15 protein-coding genes are annotated in these 16558 nt (G+C 55.9%); 9 read left to right on the forward strand and 6 right to left on the reverse strand.

The features are described from left to right. Window positions 1-21: 21 nt before the first annotated feature. The 7 genes from pepP (at window position 22) to CNE01S_RS10135 (ending at window position 9401) form a co-directional block, all read left to right on the forward strand. Entirely contained in the window at window positions 22-1338 is a 1317-nt protein-coding gene (gene pepP / locus CNE01S_RS10105) for a Xaa-Pro aminopeptidase (protein WP_061275645.1), read from the forward strand. After that, window positions 1335-2513 (forward strand): 2-octaprenyl-6-methoxyphenyl hydroxylase, encoded by a 1179-nt coding sequence (gene ubiH / locus CNE01S_RS10110; protein ID WP_061275647.1) that lies wholly within the window; start codon window positions 1335-1337, stop codon window positions 2511-2513. Before pepP ends, ubiH begins: the two co-directional genes overlap by 4 nt. Before the next feature lie 12 nt (window positions 2514-2525). Further along, window positions 2526-3725, forward strand: coding sequence for an FAD-dependent 2-octaprenylphenol hydroxylase (gene ubiI / locus CNE01S_RS10115; protein ID WP_061275648.1), 1200 nt, complete (start codon window positions 2526-2528; stop codon window positions 3723-3725). Between the two features lie 437 nt (window positions 3726-4162). After that, window positions 4163-5260: a glycine cleavage system aminomethyltransferase GcvT gene (gene gcvT, locus CNE01S_RS10120; protein ID WP_061275650.1), complete on the forward strand. Its 1098-nt coding sequence runs from the start codon at window positions 4163-4165 to the stop codon at window positions 5258-5260. 29 nt (window positions 5261-5289) lie between these two features. Continuing rightward, entirely contained in the window at window positions 5290-5679 is a 390-nt protein-coding gene (gcvH, locus tag CNE01S_RS10125) for a glycine cleavage system protein GcvH (protein ID WP_008461608.1), read from the forward strand. A gap of 55 nt (window positions 5680-5734) precedes the next feature. Further along, on the forward strand, window positions 5735-8608 hold the full coding sequence (gene gcvP, locus CNE01S_RS10130; RefSeq protein ID WP_061275652.1) for an aminomethyl-transferring glycine dehydrogenase: 2874 nt from the start codon (window positions 5735-5737) through the stop codon (window positions 8606-8608). Window positions 8609-8636: 28 nt separating this feature from the next. Beyond that, window positions 8637-9401, forward strand: a complete 765-nt coding sequence (locus CNE01S_RS10135; protein ID WP_061275654.1) for an SDR family oxidoreductase — start codon at window positions 8637-8639, stop codon at window positions 9399-9401. A 43-nt stretch (window positions 9402-9444) separates the two neighbouring features. Here the strand turns inward: CNE01S_RS10135 and CNE01S_RS10140 are convergent, their stop codons facing one another. Genes CNE01S_RS10140 through CNE01S_RS10150 form a run of 3 tightly spaced genes read right to left on the reverse strand, consistent with a single transcriptional unit; the run spans window position 9445 to window position 11122 of the window. Continuing rightward, window positions 9445-9702, reverse strand: a complete 258-nt coding sequence (locus CNE01S_RS10140) for a pentapeptide MXKDX repeat protein (RefSeq protein WP_061275656.1) — start codon at window positions 9700-9702, stop codon at window positions 9445-9447. Window positions 9703-9739: 37 nt separating this feature from the next. Continuing rightward, on the reverse strand, window positions 9740-10501 hold the full coding sequence (locus CNE01S_RS10145; protein WP_061275658.1) for a molybdopterin-dependent oxidoreductase: 762 nt from the start codon (window positions 10499-10501) through the stop codon (window positions 9740-9742). Between the two features lie 9 nt (window positions 10502-10510). Further along, the gene (locus CNE01S_RS10150; RefSeq protein WP_061275660.1) at window positions 10511-11122 is read right to left on the reverse strand and encodes a cytochrome b/b6 domain-containing protein; all 612 of its coding nucleotides are present in this window, start codon (window positions 11120-11122) and stop codon (window positions 10511-10513) included. 145 nt (window positions 11123-11267) lie between these two features. On the opposite strand from CNE01S_RS10150, the gene CNE01S_RS10155 reads away from it, so the two are divergent. Together CNE01S_RS10155 and CNE01S_RS10160 are read left to right on the forward strand one after the other, a co-directional pair. After that, the gene (locus tag CNE01S_RS10155; protein ID WP_061275694.1) at window positions 11268-11981 is read left to right on the forward strand and encodes a response regulator transcription factor; all 714 of its coding nucleotides are present in this window, start codon (window positions 11268-11270) and stop codon (window positions 11979-11981) included. A gap of 4 nt (window positions 11982-11985) precedes the next feature. Continuing rightward, complete coding sequence (locus CNE01S_RS10160; RefSeq protein ID WP_061275662.1) at window positions 11986-13452, forward strand: sensor histidine kinase; 1467 nt, start codon at window positions 11986-11988, stop codon at window positions 13450-13452. Window positions 13453-13523: 71 nt separating this feature from the next. Here the strand turns inward: CNE01S_RS10160 and CNE01S_RS10165 are convergent, their stop codons facing one another. The 3 genes from CNE01S_RS10165 to CNE01S_RS10175 form a co-directional block, all read right to left on the reverse strand. Beyond that, window positions 13524-14957, reverse strand: a complete 1434-nt coding sequence (locus tag CNE01S_RS10165; protein WP_061275664.1) for a 6-phospho-beta-glucosidase — start codon at window positions 14955-14957, stop codon at window positions 13524-13526. A 164-nt stretch (window positions 14958-15121) separates the two neighbouring features. Further along, a complete protein-coding gene (locus tag CNE01S_RS10170; protein WP_061275666.1) occupies window positions 15122-15850 on the reverse strand; it encodes a MurR/RpiR family transcriptional regulator in 729 nt (242 codons plus the stop codon). A 42-nt stretch (window positions 15851-15892) separates the two neighbouring features. After that, the gene (locus CNE01S_RS10175; protein ID WP_061275668.1) at window positions 15893-16486 is read right to left on the reverse strand and encodes an HD domain-containing protein; all 594 of its coding nucleotides are present in this window, start codon (window positions 16484-16486) and stop codon (window positions 15893-15895) included. Window positions 16487-16558: the final 72 nt, after the last annotated feature.

Consider the following 16558-nt stretch of genomic DNA (forward strand, 5'->3'; position numbering starts at 1 on the left):
ATAAAGATGTCAGGAGGTGTGATGAATCAGCAGGAATTTCTTCGTCGCCGCCAGGCGCTACTGGCTAAGATGATGCCGGGCAGCGCAGCGTTAATTTTTGCGGCTCCGGAAGCAACCCGCAATGCGGATAGTGAGTATCCCTATCGGCAGAGCAGCGATTTTTGGTACTTCACGGGCTTTAACGAGCCAGAAGCCGTGCTGGTGCTCATCAAAAGCGATGAGTCGCATAATCACAGCGTGCTGTTCAACCGCGTGAGAGATAAAAGCGCAGAAATTTGGTTTGGCCGTCGGCTTGGCCAGGAAGCTGCGCCGCAGAAGCTAGGCGTGGATCGCGCGCTGGCCTTCAGCGAAATCGGTGAGCAATTGCATCTCCTGCTAAACGGCCTGGATGTGGTTTACCACGCTCAGGGCGAGTACGAATACGCGGACAGCATCGTTTTTGCCGCTTTGGATAAGTTGCGTCGTGGTTCGCGTCAAAACCTGGCCGCGCCTGCAACGCTGACGGACTGGCGTCCAGCGGTACACGAACTGCGTCTCTTCAAATCCGAAGAGGAGATTGCCGTTATGCGTCGCGCCGGGGAAATCACCGCACTGGCGCATACTCGTGCCATGCAGGCCTGCCGTCCAGGCATGTTCGAATATCAGCTCGAGGGTGAAATTCACCACGAGTTTACCCGCCACGGCGCGCGTTATCCTTCGTACACCACCATTGTTGGCGGCGGCGAAAACGGCTGTATTCTGCATTACACCGAAAACGAAAGTGAGCTGCGCGAAGGCGATCTGGTACTGATAGACGCCGGATGTGAATACCAAAGCTACGCCGGAGACATCACGCGTACCTTCCCGGTCAACGGGAAATTCAGCCCGGCCCAGCGTGAGATTTACGACATCGTCCTGGAGTCCCTGGAAACCTCGCTAAAACTCTACCGCCCTGGCACCTCCATGCAGGAAGTGACGGCGGAAGTCGTACGCATTATGGTTAAAGGGCTGGTGAAGCTAGGCATTCTCAAAGGCGATGTCGATCAGCTTATTGCCAGCAATGCCCACCGTGCCTTCTTTATGCATGGCCTGAGCCACTGGCTGGGTCTCGACGTTCATGACGTGGGCGCTTATGGCCTGGACAAGTCACGTGTGCTCGAACCGGGCATGGTTATTACCGTTGAGCCGGGGCTTTATATCGCGCCGGATGCGGACGTGCCCGCGCAGTACCGTGGCATTGGCATCCGCATTGAGGACGACATCGTTATCACCGAAGATGGCAATGAAAATCTGACCGCCAGCGTGGTGAAATCCGCAGACGATATTGAAGCGCTGATGGCTGCGGCGCGTCAGCAATGAGCGTCATCATTGTTGGCGGTGGCATGGCGGGGGCAACGCTGGCGCTGGCCATTTCGACGCTCACCCAGGGCAAACTGCCGGTACACCTTATCGAAGCGATTGCTCCGGACTCAACGGCTCATCCGGGGTTTGATGCCAGGGCCATCGCGCTCGCCCAGGGTACCCGCCAGCAGTTGGCTCGCATTGGCGTATGGTCTGCGCTTGCCGACTGCGCCACGGCAATTAAAACCGTACACGTTAGCGACCAGGGCCACGCTGGTTTCGTCACCCTCGAGGCTGAAGATTACCAGATTGATGCGCTTGGTCAGGTTGTGGAGCTTCACGACGTCGGGCTGCGTCTTTTCAGCCTGCTGCGTAAAGCGCCAGGCGTAACGCTGCATTGCCCGCAGCGTGTTTCGTCATTTACCCGGCACGAGCATTTCGTGCAGGTTGTGCTGAATAACGGCGTTGAACTGCAGGGCAGCGTTTTGGTTGCCGCAGATGGCACGCGCTCTAAGCTGGCAGCGCAGTGCGGCGTTACCTGGCAGCCGCAGAGCTACCAGCAAATCGCCGTGATTGCCAACGTCACCACCTCCGAGCTCCATCATGGTCGGGCGTTTGAGCGTTTTACCGGGCACGGGCCGATTGCCATGTTACCGATGTCCGACGGGCGCTGCTCGCTGGTCTGGTGCCACGCGCTGGACGCCCGTGAGGAAGTTGAAAGCTGGAGTGAAGCCGAGTTTTGCCAACAGCTTCAGCGAGCCTTTGGCTGGCGGCTGGGGCGAATTACCCATGCAGGTATTCGACATCATTATCCGCTGGCGCTGCAGCAGGCTTCGCAGACCGTATCCCATCGCCTGGCGCTGGTCGGTAATGCCGCGCAAACGCTGCATCCGATAGCCGGGCAGGGGTTCAATCTTGGCTTGCGCGACGTTATGTCTTTGGCTGAAGGGCTGGCAGAGGCGCATGCCACAGGTACAGATGTCGGCAGTTTCCCGGTGCTGGCTGCTTATCAGCAGCGCCGGGCCGCAGATAAAGCGGCAACTATCGGCGTCACTGACGGGTTGGTTCAGCTGTTTGCCAACCGTTGGGCACCGCTGGTGGTGGGCCGTAACCTTGGCCTGATGGCGATGGAACATTTTACTCCGGCACGAGACGTGCTGGCTCAGCGCACCCTGGGTTGGGTGGCGCGTTAAAGGAGAGTCAATTTGCAAAGCGTAGATGTGGCGATTGTCGGCGGCGGCATGGTGGGGCTGGCGGTAGCCTGTGGGCTCCAGGGCAGCGGCCTGCGCGTTGCGGTCATTGAAAGCCAACTTCCTCAGCCGCTGGTGCCTGAAGCTGCACCGGAACTGCGCGTTTCGGCGATCAACGCGGCGAGCGAAAAATTGCTGACGCATCTGGGCGCGTGGTCAAAAATTAGCGAGCGAGCCAGCAGCTATCACGGGATGGAAGTCTGGGAGCGAGACAGCTTCGGGCAAATCGCCTTTGATGATAAGAGTTTCGGCTTTAGCCATCTGGGGCACATTATCGAAAACTCGGTGATCCACCAGGCGCTGTGGCAACGTGCGGAGCAATGCAGCGACATCAGCCTGATGGCACCTGTGGATATTAGCCAGGTTGCCTGGGGTGAAAACGAAGCGTTCTTGACCTTTAAAGATGGCACGATGTTAACCGCCAGGCTGGTGGTGGGCGCAGATGGCGCCAACTCCTGGCTGCGCGACAAAGCGGACATTCCGCTGACGTTCTGGGACTACAATCATCATGCACTGGTAGCGACAATTCGCACTGCCGAACCGCATCAGGCTGTTGCGCGTCAGGTGTTCCACGGGGAAGGCATTCTGGCATTTCTGCCGCTTTCTGACCCGCATCTGTGCTCGATTGTCTGGTCGCTGCCGCCGGAAGAAGCCGCGCGTATGCAGCAGGCCGACGATGAAGCGTTCAATCAGGCGCTTTCCGTCGCTTTTAACATGCGTCTGGGACTGTGCTCTGTTGAAAGTGAGCGCCGCACCTTCCCGCTGACGGGCCGCTACGCCCGCAGCTTTGCCGCTCATCGTCTGGCGCTGGTGGGGGATGCCGCGCATACCATTCATCCGCTGGCCGGGCAGGGGGTGAATCTCGGCTTTATGGATGCTGCTGAATTGATTGCGGAAATTCGCCGTTTGCATCGCGAAGGCAAAGATTTCGGGCAGCATCTCTACCTGCGCCGCTATGAGCGCAGCCGCAAGCACAGCGCGGCGGTGATGCTGGCCAGTATGCAAGGGTTCCGCGACCTGTTTGCCGGCAGCAACCCGGCTAAAAAGCTTTTCAGAGACATTGGCCTGAAGCTTGCCGATACGCTGCCGGGGGTTAAACCGCAGCTAGTTCGCCAGGCGATGGGGCTGCAAGACTTGCCGTCCTGGCTACGTTGAATCTCTAAGTGATAACCCCGTCACATTTCCCTTCCCGATGACCGGGAAGGGCACCTTCGCCCTCGTTTGAAATATTCTAATCTCAGGACAAATCTCGGATTACATTTTCTAATCTTACAAATTCTGTGATGTAGTCAATTTGTTTCTGAAATGGTCGTAAATGTTAGCTAGTACTAAATTCGACGCTAAATACCTGCTGTTAATGTGGAGTGCATCGCATTTTTACAGTGAATTACTCTGCACACTTCCTCTCTCATTTTGGTCATAAGCTAATGCAATGACCGTTTTCCGCTTATGGTTTACGCCCCCGTTCGGTGGTAAGTTCAGGTCAAAGGTAACGTTTGCGTCGCTATCGGGGAACGGTGGCGATGCCGGGTTTCGTCTGACGGTTGGCAAAGCCAAATCCGCTTTGCAACCAGATGGTTAAAGAGGAAAAGATGACTCAACAGACCCCCTTATATGAACAGCACACGCTTTGCGGCGCCCGCATGGTTGATTTCCACGGCTGGATGATGCCGCTGCACTACGGCTCGCAAATTGATGAGCACCACGCTGTACGCACCGACGCCGGTATGTTCGACGTTTCGCACATGACCATCGTCGACCTGCACGGCAGCCGTACCCGCGAGTTTCTGCGTTACTTAGTCGCCAACGACGTCGCCAAACTTTCCCAGCCGGGCAAAGCGCTTTACACCGCCATGCTCAACGCTTCCGGTGGCGTGATTGACGACCTGATTATCTACTTCTTCACCGAAGACAACTTCCGCCTCGTTGTTAACTCCGCCACCCGTGAAAAAGACCTTGCCTGGATTAACCAGCATGCCGAGACGTATGGCGTGTCCGTTACCGTGCGCGATGACCTGTCGCTGATCGCGGTTCAGGGCCCGAACGCGAAGGCCAAAGCCGCCACGCTGTTTAGCGAAGAGCAGCGTAAAGCCGTTGAAGGCATGAAGCCGTTCTTTGGCGTGCAGTCCGGCGATTTGTTCATTGCCACCACCGGCTACACCGGTGAAGCGGGCTACGAAATTGCGATGCCGAACGAAAAGGCCGCAGAGTTCTGGGCGCAGCTGGTTGAAGCCGGCGTGAAGCCTTGCGGCCTGGGCGCTCGCGACACGCTGCGCCTGGAAGCGGGCATGAACCTCTACGGCCAGGACATGGACGAAGGCGTTTCTCCACTGGCGGCCAATATGGGCTGGACTATCGCCTGGCAGCCAGAAGATCGTGATTTCATCGGCCGTGAAGCACTGGAAGCGCAGCGCGCCAGCGGCACTGAGCAGCTGGTTGGCTTGATCATGACCGAAAAAGGCGTATTACGTAATGAGCTGCCGGTACGGTTTACCGACGCGCAGGGCAATACGCATGAAGGGGCAATCACCAGCGGCACCTTCTCGCCAACGCTCGGCTACAGCATTGCGCTGGCTCGCGTACCGGCGGGCATCGGTGAAACGGCGATCGTGCAGATTCGCAACCGCGAAATGCCGGTCAAAGTCACCAAACCTATTTTTGTTCGCGCCGGTAAGCCGGTCGCGCTTTAAATTTTGAAATCAGGTATCAGGAGAAAACAATGAGCAATGTGCCGAACGAACTGAAATACAGCAAAGAGCACGAATGGCTGCGTAAAGAAGCTGACGGCAGCTACACCGTGGGCATCACCGAACACGCGCAGGAACTGCTGGGTGACATGGTATTTGTTGACCTGCCTGAAGTGGGCGCCACCGTTTCTGCCGGTGATGATTGTGCCGTTGCTGAATCCGTGAAAGCGGCGTCTGACATCTACGCCCCAATCAGCGGTGAAATCGTTGCGGTTAACGACGCGCTGAGCGACAGCCCGGAGCTGGTCAACAGCGAGCCTTACGGCGAAGGCTGGATCTTCAAAATTAAGGCCAGCGACGAAGCACAGGTTGCCGCGCTGCTGGATGCTTCTGCTTATGAAGCCCTGTTAGAAGACGAGTAATTTTTAAACCCCTCTCCCTGGTGGGGAGGGGAAAACATTTCAGGAATCACCGCTCATGACCCAGTCTTTACGTCAGTTAGAGAATCACGAAGCGTTTATCGACCGTCACATTGGCCCGGACGCGCAGCAGCAGCAAGAAATGCTGGAAACCGTCGGCGCGAAGACGCTCCCCGACCTGATCGCCAGCATTGTTCCGCAGGACATTCAGCTTGCTGAGCCGCCTCAGATTGGCGCCGCGGCGACCGAGTTTGCCGCGCTGGCCGAGTTAAAAACCATCGCCAGCCGCAATAAACGCTTCAAAACTTACATTGGCATGGGTTATACCGCGGTACAAACGCCGCCGGTGATTTTGCGTAACATGCTGGAAAATCCGGGCTGGTATACCGCCTACACGCCTTACCAGCCGGAAGTTTCCCAGGGCCGTCTCGAGGCGCTGCTGAACTTCCAGCAGGTCACGCTTGACCTCACCGGCATGGACATTGCTTCTGCTTCTCTGCTTGACGAAGCCACCGCGGCAGCCGAAGCGATGGCGATGGCCAAACGCGTCAGCAAGCTGAAAAACGCTAACCGCTTCTTTGTGGCATCCGACGTTCACCCACAAACGCTGGACGTGGTGCGTACCCGCGCGGAAACCTTCGGCTTTGACGTCATTGTCGATGATGCTGCAAAAGTGCTGGATCATCAGGATGTATTCGGCGTGCTGCTCCAGCAGGTTGGCACCACCGGTGAAGTGCATGATTACACTGCGCTGATTGCCGAACTGAAGCTGCGCAAAGTTGTGGTAAGCGTCGCCGCTGATTTCATGACGCTGGTTATGCTGACCGCGCCGGGCAAACAGGGCGCGGATATCGTCTTCGGCTCAGCTCAGCGCTTCGGCGTACCAATGGGCTACGGCGGGCCGCACGCGGCGTTCTTTGGCGCTCGCGATGAATTTAAACGCTCTATGCCTGGCCGTATTATCGGCGTTTCCCGCGATGCCGCTGGCCGCACCGCGCTGCGCATGGCGATGCAAACTCGCGAGCAGCATATTCGCCGTGAGAAAGCGAACTCCAACATCTGTACTTCTCAGGTTCTGCTGGCGAACATTGCCAGCCTGTATGCGGTCTTCCACGGCCCGGCTGGCCTGAAGCGCATTGCTGGCCGCATCCATCGCCTGACCGACATTCTTGCCGCTGGCCTGCAGCAGAAAGGCCTGGTGCTGCGTCACAAACACTGGTTCGACACTCTTTGTGTTGAAGTGGCTGACAAGGCCGCCGTGCTGGCGCGTGCCGAAGCGCGTGAAATCAACCTGCGCAGCGATATCCTGAACGCGGTGGGCATCACCCTTGATGAAGCCACCAACCGTGAAGACATTGTTGCCCTGTTCGACGTGCTGCTGGGTGATGCTCACGGCCTGGACATCGACAAGCTGGACCGTGACGTTGCCAACGACAGCAAATCCATCCCGGCACCGATGCTGCGCGACGACGAGATCCTGACTCATCCGGTCTTCAACCGCTACCACAGCGAAACCGAGATGATGCGTTACATGCACTCTCTGGAGCGTAAAGATCTGGCGCTCAACCAGGCGATGATCCCGCTCGGCTCCTGCACCATGAAGCTGAACGCCGCCGCCGAAATGATCCCTATCACCTGGCCGGAATTTGCCGAGCTGCACCCGTTCTGCCCGGCAAACCAGGCTGAAGGTTATCACCAGATGATTGCCCAGCTGTCCGACTGGCTGGTGAAGCTGACCGGTTATGACGCGCTGTGCATGCAGCCGAACTCCGGCGCACAGGGCGAATATGCAGGCCTGCTGGCTATCCGCCGCTACCACGAAAGCCGCAACGAAGGCAGCCGTAATATCTGCCTGATCCCAAGCTCCGCGCACGGTACCAACCCGGCCTCCGCGCAGATGGCGGGCATGGAAGTGATCGTTGTGGCCTGTGATAAACAAGGCAACATCGATCTGCAGGATCTGCGAGCTAAAGCCGAACAGGCTGGCGAAGCGCTCTCCTGCATCATGGTGACCTACCCGTCGACCCACGGCGTGTACGAAGAAACCATCCGCGAAGTTTGCCAAATTGTTCACCAGTTCGGCGGCCAGGTGTACCTGGACGGTGCGAACATGAACGCCCAGGTGGGGATCACCACGCCGGGTTATATCGGCGCAGATGTTTCACACCTTAACCTGCACAAAACCTTCTGCATTCCGCACGGCGGCGGCGGTCCGGGCATGGGCCCAATCGGCGTGAAAGCGCATCTGGCTCCGTTTGTGCCAGGCCACAGCGTGGTGCAGATTGAAGAGATGCTGACCCAGCAGGGCGCGGTTTCTGCAGCACCGTTCGGCAGCGCCTCTATCCTGCCAATCAGCTGGATGTACATCCGCATGATGGGCGCGGATGGGCTGAAGAAAGCCAGCTCCGTGGCGATTCTGAACGCCAACTACATCGCGACCCGCCTGAAGTCTGCGTACCCGGTGCTGTATACCGGCGCGAACGGCCGCGTGGCTCACGAATGTATTCTGGATATTCGTCCGCTGAAAGAAGAAACCGGCATCAGCGAGCTGGACATCGCCAAGCGTCTGATCGACTTCGGCTTCCATGCGCCAACCATGTCGTTCCCGGTAGCGGGTACGCTGATGGTTGAGCCAACCGAATCCGAAGGCAAAGTGGAGCTGGACCGCTTCATCGACGCTATGCTCTCTATCCGCAGCGAAATTGACCGCGTGGTAGCTGGCGAATGGACTCTGGAAGACAACCCGCTGGTGAACGCGCCGCACACTCAGGACGAAATCGTTGCCGAATGGGCGCACCCGTACACCCGCGAACTGGCGGTCTTCCCGGCTGGTCACGGCAATAAATACTGGCCAACCGTGAAGCGCCTCGACGACGTTTACGGCGACCGTAATCTGTTCTGCTCCTGCGTGCCGATGAGCGAATACGAATAGTTTTAACAACTTGATTAAGGGCACTTCGGTGCCCTTTCTTGTTTCTGGAGAATCACATGCAGATAGCTCCGGCGGCAGCCGGGGAATCGGCAAAGCCACCTCGCTTTTACTGGCCCAGCATGGCTATAAAGTGGTGGTCAACTACCTTCGCAATAAGCAGGCTGCGGACGACGTGGTGAATACCATTGTCGCCAACGGCGGCGAAGCGCTGGCGCTGCGGGCGGATATTGCCGATGAGCTTCAGGTGATGGCGATGTTCGCCGAAATCGATAACGCGTTTGGGCCGGTGACCGCGCTGGTGAACAATGCCGGGATCCTGTTTCAACAATCGACGATTGAAAATCTGACGGCGGATCGTATTAACCGTGTGCTGACGACTAACGTCACCGGATATTTTCTCTGCTGCAGGGAGGCGGTGAAACGCATGGCATACCGCCACGGTGGAGAAGGCGGAGCAATTGTTAACGTTTCCTCTGCGGCATCCCGGTTAGGGGCGGCGGGAGAATATGTGGACTATGCGGCGTCAAAAGGTGCGGTTGATACGTTGACCACCGGGCTGGCGGTAGAGGTTGCCGCGCAGGGCATTCGTGTGAACGGCGTGAGGCCTGGTTTCATTTATACCGAAATGCATGCCTCAGGCGGAGAAGCGGGGCGAGTCGAGCGGGTGAAAACGGCATTGCCGATGCAGCGCGGCGGCCAGCCGGAAGAAATAGCTGAAGCGATTGTTTGGCTGCTAAGCGAGAAGGCTTCTTATGTGACCGGCACGTTTATTGATGCGGCCGGAGGGAAATAAGATCGCTACGCCAGAAGAGGGTGAGACTGGCGTAGCGTAAGGCTTATTGCTTGCTCATGCTGTCTTTAGCCATACCGTCTTTGGCCATGCTGTCTTTGCCCATGTGATCTTTGCTCATGCCGTCTTTCTTCATCCCATCTTTGGACATGCAGTCTTTCTTCATGCCGTCTTTACAGGTGTGGGTCATTTTGCCCATCCCGTCTTTGGCCATTGAATCTTTGCTCATCGAGTCGGCCGCGTTGGCACCGGCAATCCCGAACAGCATGGTGGAGCACAGCAGAGCAGCGTAGATCTTTTTCATTTTTTGATTCCTTACGTTCACAGTGAGATACAGAGAATTAACTACCGCCGAACCAGTTATAGCCCTGGTCTTCCCAGTAGCCGCCGGGGTAGCGATTGGTGACTTCAATGACCTGAATATGCTTCGGGTTCTTGTAGCCGAGTTTGGTTGGGATGCGCAGTTTCATCGGGTAGCCGTATTTGCGCGGCAGGACTTTGCCATCCCAGGTTAAAGCAATCAGCGTTTGCGGGTGCAGCGCGGTGGCCATATCGATGCTGGTGTAGTAATCATCCGCGCATTTGAAGCTGACGTATTTGGCTCGCAGGTCGGCGCCAATCCCTTTCAGGAACAGGGCAAAAGGGACGCCACCCCATTTGCCGATGGCGCTCCAGCCTTCGACGCAGATGTGGCGAGTGACCTGGCTGACCTGCGCCATCTGGTGAAGCTGTGCCAGGGTCCACGGACGCTTGTCGGTAATCAGCCCGGCAAGCTCCAGGCGATAGCTGTCACCGTTGATGTCTGGCGCTTCGTCCTCGCTGTAAAAGGCGTTAAACGGGAAGTTAAGGTCGATCATGCTTTCCGGGTAAACCGGTGCCAGCTGGCTGCCGTTAAACAGCCAGGCCTGGATGCGGTCGTTAAAACGTGAAATCTTGTTGAGCGAACTTTCAACCGTGGCGTTATCACTGATATCGCAGCCGGTAAGCATCGCGATGCCGCCGAGCGTTAAGCCCTGCTTTAAAAAACGACGGCGGCCTTCCTGCGAGAGCTGCTTATTAATCAGCTGCGTCGCTTCTTTAATGATTTCGTTTTTATCGCTCATGTTTCTTCCTCAGCGGCCACGGAGCATGGCGAGCAACGTGCGGGGTACCAGCGCCACCATCAGCAGATGAATCACCACGAAACCGACCAGCGCGGACATGGCATAAAAGTGGATAAACCTCGCCGTGTCGTAGCCGCCAAGCAATTCTCGCAGCAGGGCAAACTGCACGGACTTCCACACCACCAGGCCGGAAACGACCAGCAGCAGACAGTCGGCGATAACAAACAGATAGGCCGCCTTTTGCACCATGTTGTAATGGCTCAGGTCAGCGTGGGCTAATTTCCCCCGCAGCGCCGCCAGGGCATCATGGAAGAATTCACGAGGCGATAAGGGCCAGTATTTCTGCTTAAAGCGGCCACTGAAGAGGTTGCACAGCAGGTAAATCACGCCGTTGACCGCAAACAGCCACATCCCGGCAAAGTGCCACTGCAGCGCGCCACCCAGCCAGCCGCCGAGGGTGAGTTCGTTGGCAAACTGGAAATGAAACAGCGGAGAGGCGTTATAAATGCGCCAGCCGCTGGTGACCATAATCAGTATCGCCAGCGCATTCAGCCAGTGGCAAAGCCTCAGCCATAGCGGGTGAATGAGCGTTGGGGCGGTATGCAGCGTTGAGCTTTCCATCGTCCGGCTTCCTCGTGATTCGATGCAGCGAGTATTGGCCGGATTTGTTCCCGATTGCCTCACGCAAAGTTAAATTAAATGTGACAACTTAACCGACGCGAGTTGTGTAAACTTTGGCTATGCCAGGCGTGTGGGGACGGACAAAGTGAATCAGGCAAAAAAAATCTTAATCGTGGAAGACGACGAAAATATCGCCGAGCTTTTGCAACTGCATTTGCGGGAAGAAGGCTTTGAGATTGTGCATGCCGCCGACGGCAATGTCGGGCTGGAAAAGTTGAGGCAGGGCGGCTGGGATGCGCTGATTCTCGATCTCATGCTGCCCGGCGTTGATGGCCTGGAGATTTGCCGCTTTGCCAGAAGCATGACGCGCTACACGCCGATTATCATGATCAGCGCCCGCTCCAGCGAAACGCACCGCGTGTTGGGGCTTGAGCTGGGCGCGGACGACTACCTGGCGAAACCTTTTTCAATGCTCGAGCTGGTGGCTCGCGTGAAGGCGCTGTTCCGCCGCCAGGAAGCCATGAGCCAGAACCTTAAGATAGATGCCGGGACTTTGACCTTTGGCACTCTTTCGATTGACCCTCTGGCCAGAGACGTTCGCCTGAATCAACTGCCGGTAGAGCTAACTCCGCGAGAGTTTGACCTGCTTTATTTCTTTGCCCGTAATCCGGACAAAGTGTTTTCGCGGCTGAATCTGCTCAACCAGGTTTGGGGTTACCAGCACGAAGGCTACGAGCACACCGTTAACACCCATATCAACCGCCTGCGGATTAAGATTGAAGACAACCCGGCGGAGCCGAATTTCATCCGCACCGTGTGGGGTAAAGGCTACAAATTTACCGCCCAGATACGTGAGTAACCCTATGCGAATCCTTACGCTTTCCCGGCGCCTGACGCTGGTTTTCGCCGTGCTGCTGCTGACCGCCTGCGCCTTTTTGGGCTGGCTGCAGGTCCGTACCAGCACGCAGTACAGCCAGGCCGTTATCCAGCAGCTTTCCGGTGACCTGGCGCAGCACATCAACCAAAGCTATCCGCTGCTCGGGCAGGATGGGTTAAACAAAGACTCGGTGCGCACGCTGTTCGACCATCTGATGGCCGTTAACCCCAGCGTGGAAGTTTATCTGCTGGATAAGCAAGGCAATATCATAGGTGACGCAGCGCCGGATGGGCATATAAAGCGCCATCAGGTCGATCTCGCGCCGCTTCAGGCCGCGCTGAATGGCGGTAAGTTCCCGCTTTATGGCGACGACCCGCGCAGCATTGACGGGCAAAAGGTGTTTAGCGTGGCGCCGATGCTGCGGGACGGCAAGCTGGAAGGCTATTTGTACGTGGTGTTGCTGGGGGAAACCTATAATCAGCTCGCCAACAGCGCCCAGTTTGATGCTGTCTTGAAGCTTAGCCTGCTGTTGTTGAGCCTGATCTGCGTGCTGGGGCTGGTGGTTGGCGGCCTGGCGTTCCGTTGGATAACGCGCCCGCTACGCGAACTTTCGCAGCACGTTAAGGCCCTGGAATCGGGCGGTATGGCCGAAATGCAGGCGATGGCGGCGCTCCCGCAAAAAGCAGGCGGAGACGGGGATGAGCTTGCCCAGCTGCGTCACGGGGTGATTGCTATGGCCGGGCGAATCTCCGAGCAGTGGCACAGCCTGACGCAGCAGGATCAGCTGCGGCGTGAGTTTATCGCCAATATTTCTCATGACCTGCGCACCCCGCTGACGTCTCTGCATGGCTATCTTGAAAGCCTGTCGGTGATGTCTGCCACCCTGAGCGAGGCCGATAAAAAACGTTATCTGGATATCGCCCTCGCACAAAGCCAGAAGGTCGGTGCGCTGGCGCAATCGCTGTTTGAGCTGGCCCGTCTGGAATATGGCGTGGTTAAGCCGCATAAGGAGAGCTTCTCTATCAGCGAACTGCTGCAGGATGTATTCCAGAAATTTGAGCTACCGGCGCAGACTCGCCAGCTTGATCTTTTGGCTGACATTCAGCCTGGATTGCCGCTGATTGAAGCCGATGTCAGCATGATTGAGCGAGTGTTAACCAATTTGTTGGACAACGCGATCCGCCATACGCCGGACAAAGGCGTGATTTCGGTCCGGCTATGGAAGGAGCTGGATAAGGTGATGGTACAGGTCAGCGACAGCGGGCCGGGTATTCCGCAGGAGCTAAAAGAGGGACTGTTTGTAAGGCCTTCGATTGTGCACCAGTCCCGGCTCAGGGTTGGCGGGCTTGGCCTGATGATCGTCCGACAGATGCTGCAGCTTCACGGCAGCGATATTTCCCTGGTCGACTTGCCACAGCGCGGAGCCTGCTTCCGGTTTGGCCTGCCCGTTTAAGTAAAAAAGGCGCCATCCAGGCGCCTTTTGCTTATCAACTCTAAACCACCTCCTGTTGAGGTGGTGGTTGCTTAAAGATTCTCGCCGTTGCTGGCGATCACTTCTTTGTACCAGTTGAAGCTCTTCTTGCGGGAGCGAGACATATCGCCGGTGCCGTCGTCGTGTTTGTTGACGTAGATAAAGCCGTAGCGCTTGCTGTACTGGCCGGTGGTAAACGACACGCAGTCAATGCAGCCCCATGGCGTATAGCCCATCAAATCCACGCCATCGTAGGTCACGGCTTTTTTCAATTCTTCAACGTGAGCACGCAGGTAATCAATGCGGTAGTCATCGTTGATGGCGCCGTCTGCCTCGACCTTGTCGTAAGCGCCAAAGCCGTTTTCCACGATGAACAGCGGTTTCTGATAACGCTCATACAGTTCGCAGAGCGCATAACGCAGGCCAACCGGGTCAATCTGCCAGCCCCAGTCGGAGGCTTTGACGTGCGGGTTCGGCACGCTGCCCTGGAAGCCGGAGAGAGCATCGCCGCTGCCGCCTTCGGCCTGAACGGCGTTCGTCATGTAGTAGCTAAAGCCGAGGTAATCGCAAACACCCTCGCGCAGGATTTGCTCGTCACCAGCTTCCATTTTGATGTTGAACTCGCGGCGTTCCCACTCGTTCAGCACGTAGGAAGGGTAATAGCCACGCAGCTGCACGTCGGTAAACACGTAACGCTCGCGCATCGACTCCTGGGCGTACATCTGATCTTCTGGCTTACAGGAGAAGGCATAAAGCGGCACCATCGCCAGCATGCAGCCAATCTTCATTTCCGGGTTGATGCGGTGGCCGATTTTCACCGCCATTGCGCTGGCTACAAACTGGTGGTGAAGCACCTGGTACATCACCTCTTCCGGGTTGTCGTGCTCGGTGTAAACCACGCCGGAACAGCAGTAGCCAAACAGCGGCGCGCGCCAGTTACGCTGGTTGTTGATTTCGTTAAACGTCATCCAGTACTTCACTTTGCTCTTGTAGCGCTCGAACACGACCTCGGCGAAACGAACAAAGAAATCGACCACTTTACGGCTGGTCCAGCCGCCGTATTCGGTGACCAGATGATGCGGCATTTCGAAGTGGGAGAGGGTGATAACCGGCTCGATGTTGTACTTCAGCAGCTCATCGAACATGTCATCGTAGAACTTCAGGCCGGCTTCATTAGGCTGCAGTTCGTCGCCATTAGGGAAAATTCGGGTCCAGGCAATCGAGGTGCGGAAACACTTGAAGCCCATCTCGGCGAAGAGCTTGATGTCTTCTTTGTAGCGGCCATGAAAATCAATCGCTTCATGGTTTGGATAATATTTACCGGGCACAACCTGCTGAGTAATCTCGCGTGGTACGCCGTGGGCGCCGCCCGTCAGTACGTCACAAATGCTTGGGCCTTTACCGTCTTTGTTCCAGCCGCCTTCTACCTGGTGAGCGGCGACCGCGCCGCCCCATAAAAAGTCCTTCGGTAACTTCAGTTGTTTCATATTATTTCATCTCATCGTTAGCGCAGAAAATAATGTGCGTTGAATCACACTGTGGCGCTGAATTTATTATTTCTGTTTTGGAGTCTAACAAATGAAATAGGATTGTCACGATATAACAAATAGCGTGAATTGTGATTTGTCACAAATAAAAAACAGGGTGTTTTTTACAGCATCCTTTTCGCCAAACGACGGCCAATGGTTTCGAGAATATAAATAACGGGAATTTGTGTAGTGATGTCATAAACCCCGGCAATACGTACCGGTGGAATATGCCAGGAAATATTAAAGTCGGCTAACTTAGCCAGCGACGAGTTCTCATGGCTGGTAATAGACATCACTTTACAGTGGTGGAGGCTGAACTGGCTGGCAAAGCGTAAGATCTCTTCCGTCTCGCCGGAAACCGAAAGTACAATGGCCAGTGCGTTACGTGCCATATCGTTGGTGACCGGGAAATAAGGATCATCTATATGATTGCTAAATTTTCCAACGTTTGAGAAAAAGCGTGCGCCGTATTTAGCTAAGGCACCAGATGTTCCTGCACCAACAAAAATAATACGCTCAGATGAACATATAATATCTATCGCATGATCGATGAGAGTATCAAATTCTTCGTTATTGGTGCTTTTAAAAAAACTGATGATTTCGCTGCTGCCGAAATTAGCAGGCTGGGTTTCCGTTTGCTCCAGATATAATTTAAAGCGAACACGAAACTCAGAATACCCTTCACAGTTGAGCTTGCGGCAAAAACGCAGCACGGTAGTGGTGGAGACACCTGCGGCATCCGCCAGCTCCCTGATGGTCATGTACATCACTTTGTCTTTGTTTTTGATGACAAAGTTGTAGACCATCATTTCGAGGCCGTTCAGGTTGGCGATTGCCGCGTGGGTAAACATACTCTCTCTTCCTGCTGAGTCGACTTTTGCTAACGGCCAGGGCTAACGCAGCCAGCCTTTCTCGTGCGCCAGATATAATTGGCGCTCGACATGTTGCCATAATTCCGGCCAGCTTTCTCCCACCTGCGCATTGCGGGTTAATACCTGCTGCAGGGAGATATTATTCTCCCGCCAGCTCTGCCCTTCGTTATGAAGGTTTAGCAGAATAGGTAAAATACGATCCAGCGCTCCGGCAAAACGAGCATCAGGGCTGGTGCCCGACTCATATTCTTCCCACAGTGCGAGGAATTGTGGCCCCTGTGGCGCGGGTAATAAACCAAACAGGCGGCGTGCGGCCGCAGCTTCTTTGTCGGCAATGGCTTCACGGGCGGCAATGTCATAAACCAGCACATCGCCAACGTCGATTTCCACGATGTCATGTAACAGCGCCATCTGAATCACTCGCTGGATATTCACGTCTTTTTCGGCCCAGGGCGCAAGGCTCATCGCCGCCACGGCGAAATGCCAGCTGTGCTCCGCAGAATTTTCATGGCGTTCATGGCCGATGATTTTGGTACGGCGCTGGACCAGCTTGAGTTTATCGATCTCCATCAGAAAATGGATGACCCCACTCATTTCGCCAAATGCCTGTTGCATCGTGTTTTTTCCTGTTTTTTACGCTGTCGTTTGATTGTAAAAGAAATCATCCAAACTGACGAACTACGGTCG

Origin of the sequence: Cedecea neteri NBRC 105707 = ATCC 33855, from assembly GCF_001571265.1 — a bacterium.
GTDB classification, from domain to species: Bacteria; Pseudomonadota; Gammaproteobacteria; order Enterobacterales; family Enterobacteriaceae; genus Cedecea; species Cedecea neteri.

Coding starts and splice junctions, on each gene's coding strand:
- CNE01S_RS10160 (WP_061275662.1), top strand. CDS start 11,986: ATGCGAATCCTTACGCTTTCCCGGCGCCTGACGCTGGTTTTCGCCGTG.
- gcvH (WP_008461608.1), top strand. CDS start 5,290: ATGAGCAATGTGCCGAACGAACTGAAATACAGCAAAGAGCACGAATGG.
- CNE01S_RS10140 (WP_061275656.1), bottom strand. CDS start 9,702: ATGAAAAAGATCTACGCTGCTCTGCTGTGCTCCACCATGCTGTTCGGG.
- pepP (WP_061275645.1), top strand. CDS start 22: ATGAATCAGCAGGAATTTCTTCGTCGCCGCCAGGCGCTACTGGCTAAG.
- ubiH (WP_061275647.1), top strand. CDS start 1,335: ATGAGCGTCATCATTGTTGGCGGTGGCATGGCGGGGGCAACGCTGGCG.
- CNE01S_RS10145 (WP_061275658.1), bottom strand. CDS start 10,501: ATGAGCGATAAAAACGAAATCATTAAAGAAGCGACGCAGCTGATTAAT.
- gcvT (WP_061275650.1), top strand. CDS start 4,163: ATGACTCAACAGACCCCCTTATATGAACAGCACACGCTTTGCGGCGCC.
- CNE01S_RS10150 (WP_061275660.1), bottom strand. CDS start 11,122: ATGGAAAGCTCAACGCTGCATACCGCCCCAACGCTCATTCACCCGCTA.
- gcvP (WP_061275652.1), top strand. CDS start 5,735: ATGACCCAGTCTTTACGTCAGTTAGAGAATCACGAAGCGTTTATCGAC.
- CNE01S_RS10170 (WP_061275666.1), bottom strand. CDS start 15,850: ATGTTTACCCACGCGGCAATCGCCAACCTGAACGGCCTCGAAATGATG.
- CNE01S_RS10175 (WP_061275668.1), bottom strand. CDS start 16,486: ATGCAACAGGCATTTGGCGAAATGAGTGGGGTCATCCATTTTCTGATG.
- CNE01S_RS10165 (WP_061275664.1), bottom strand. CDS start 14,957: ATGAAACAACTGAAGTTACCGAAGGACTTTTTATGGGGCGGCGCGGTC.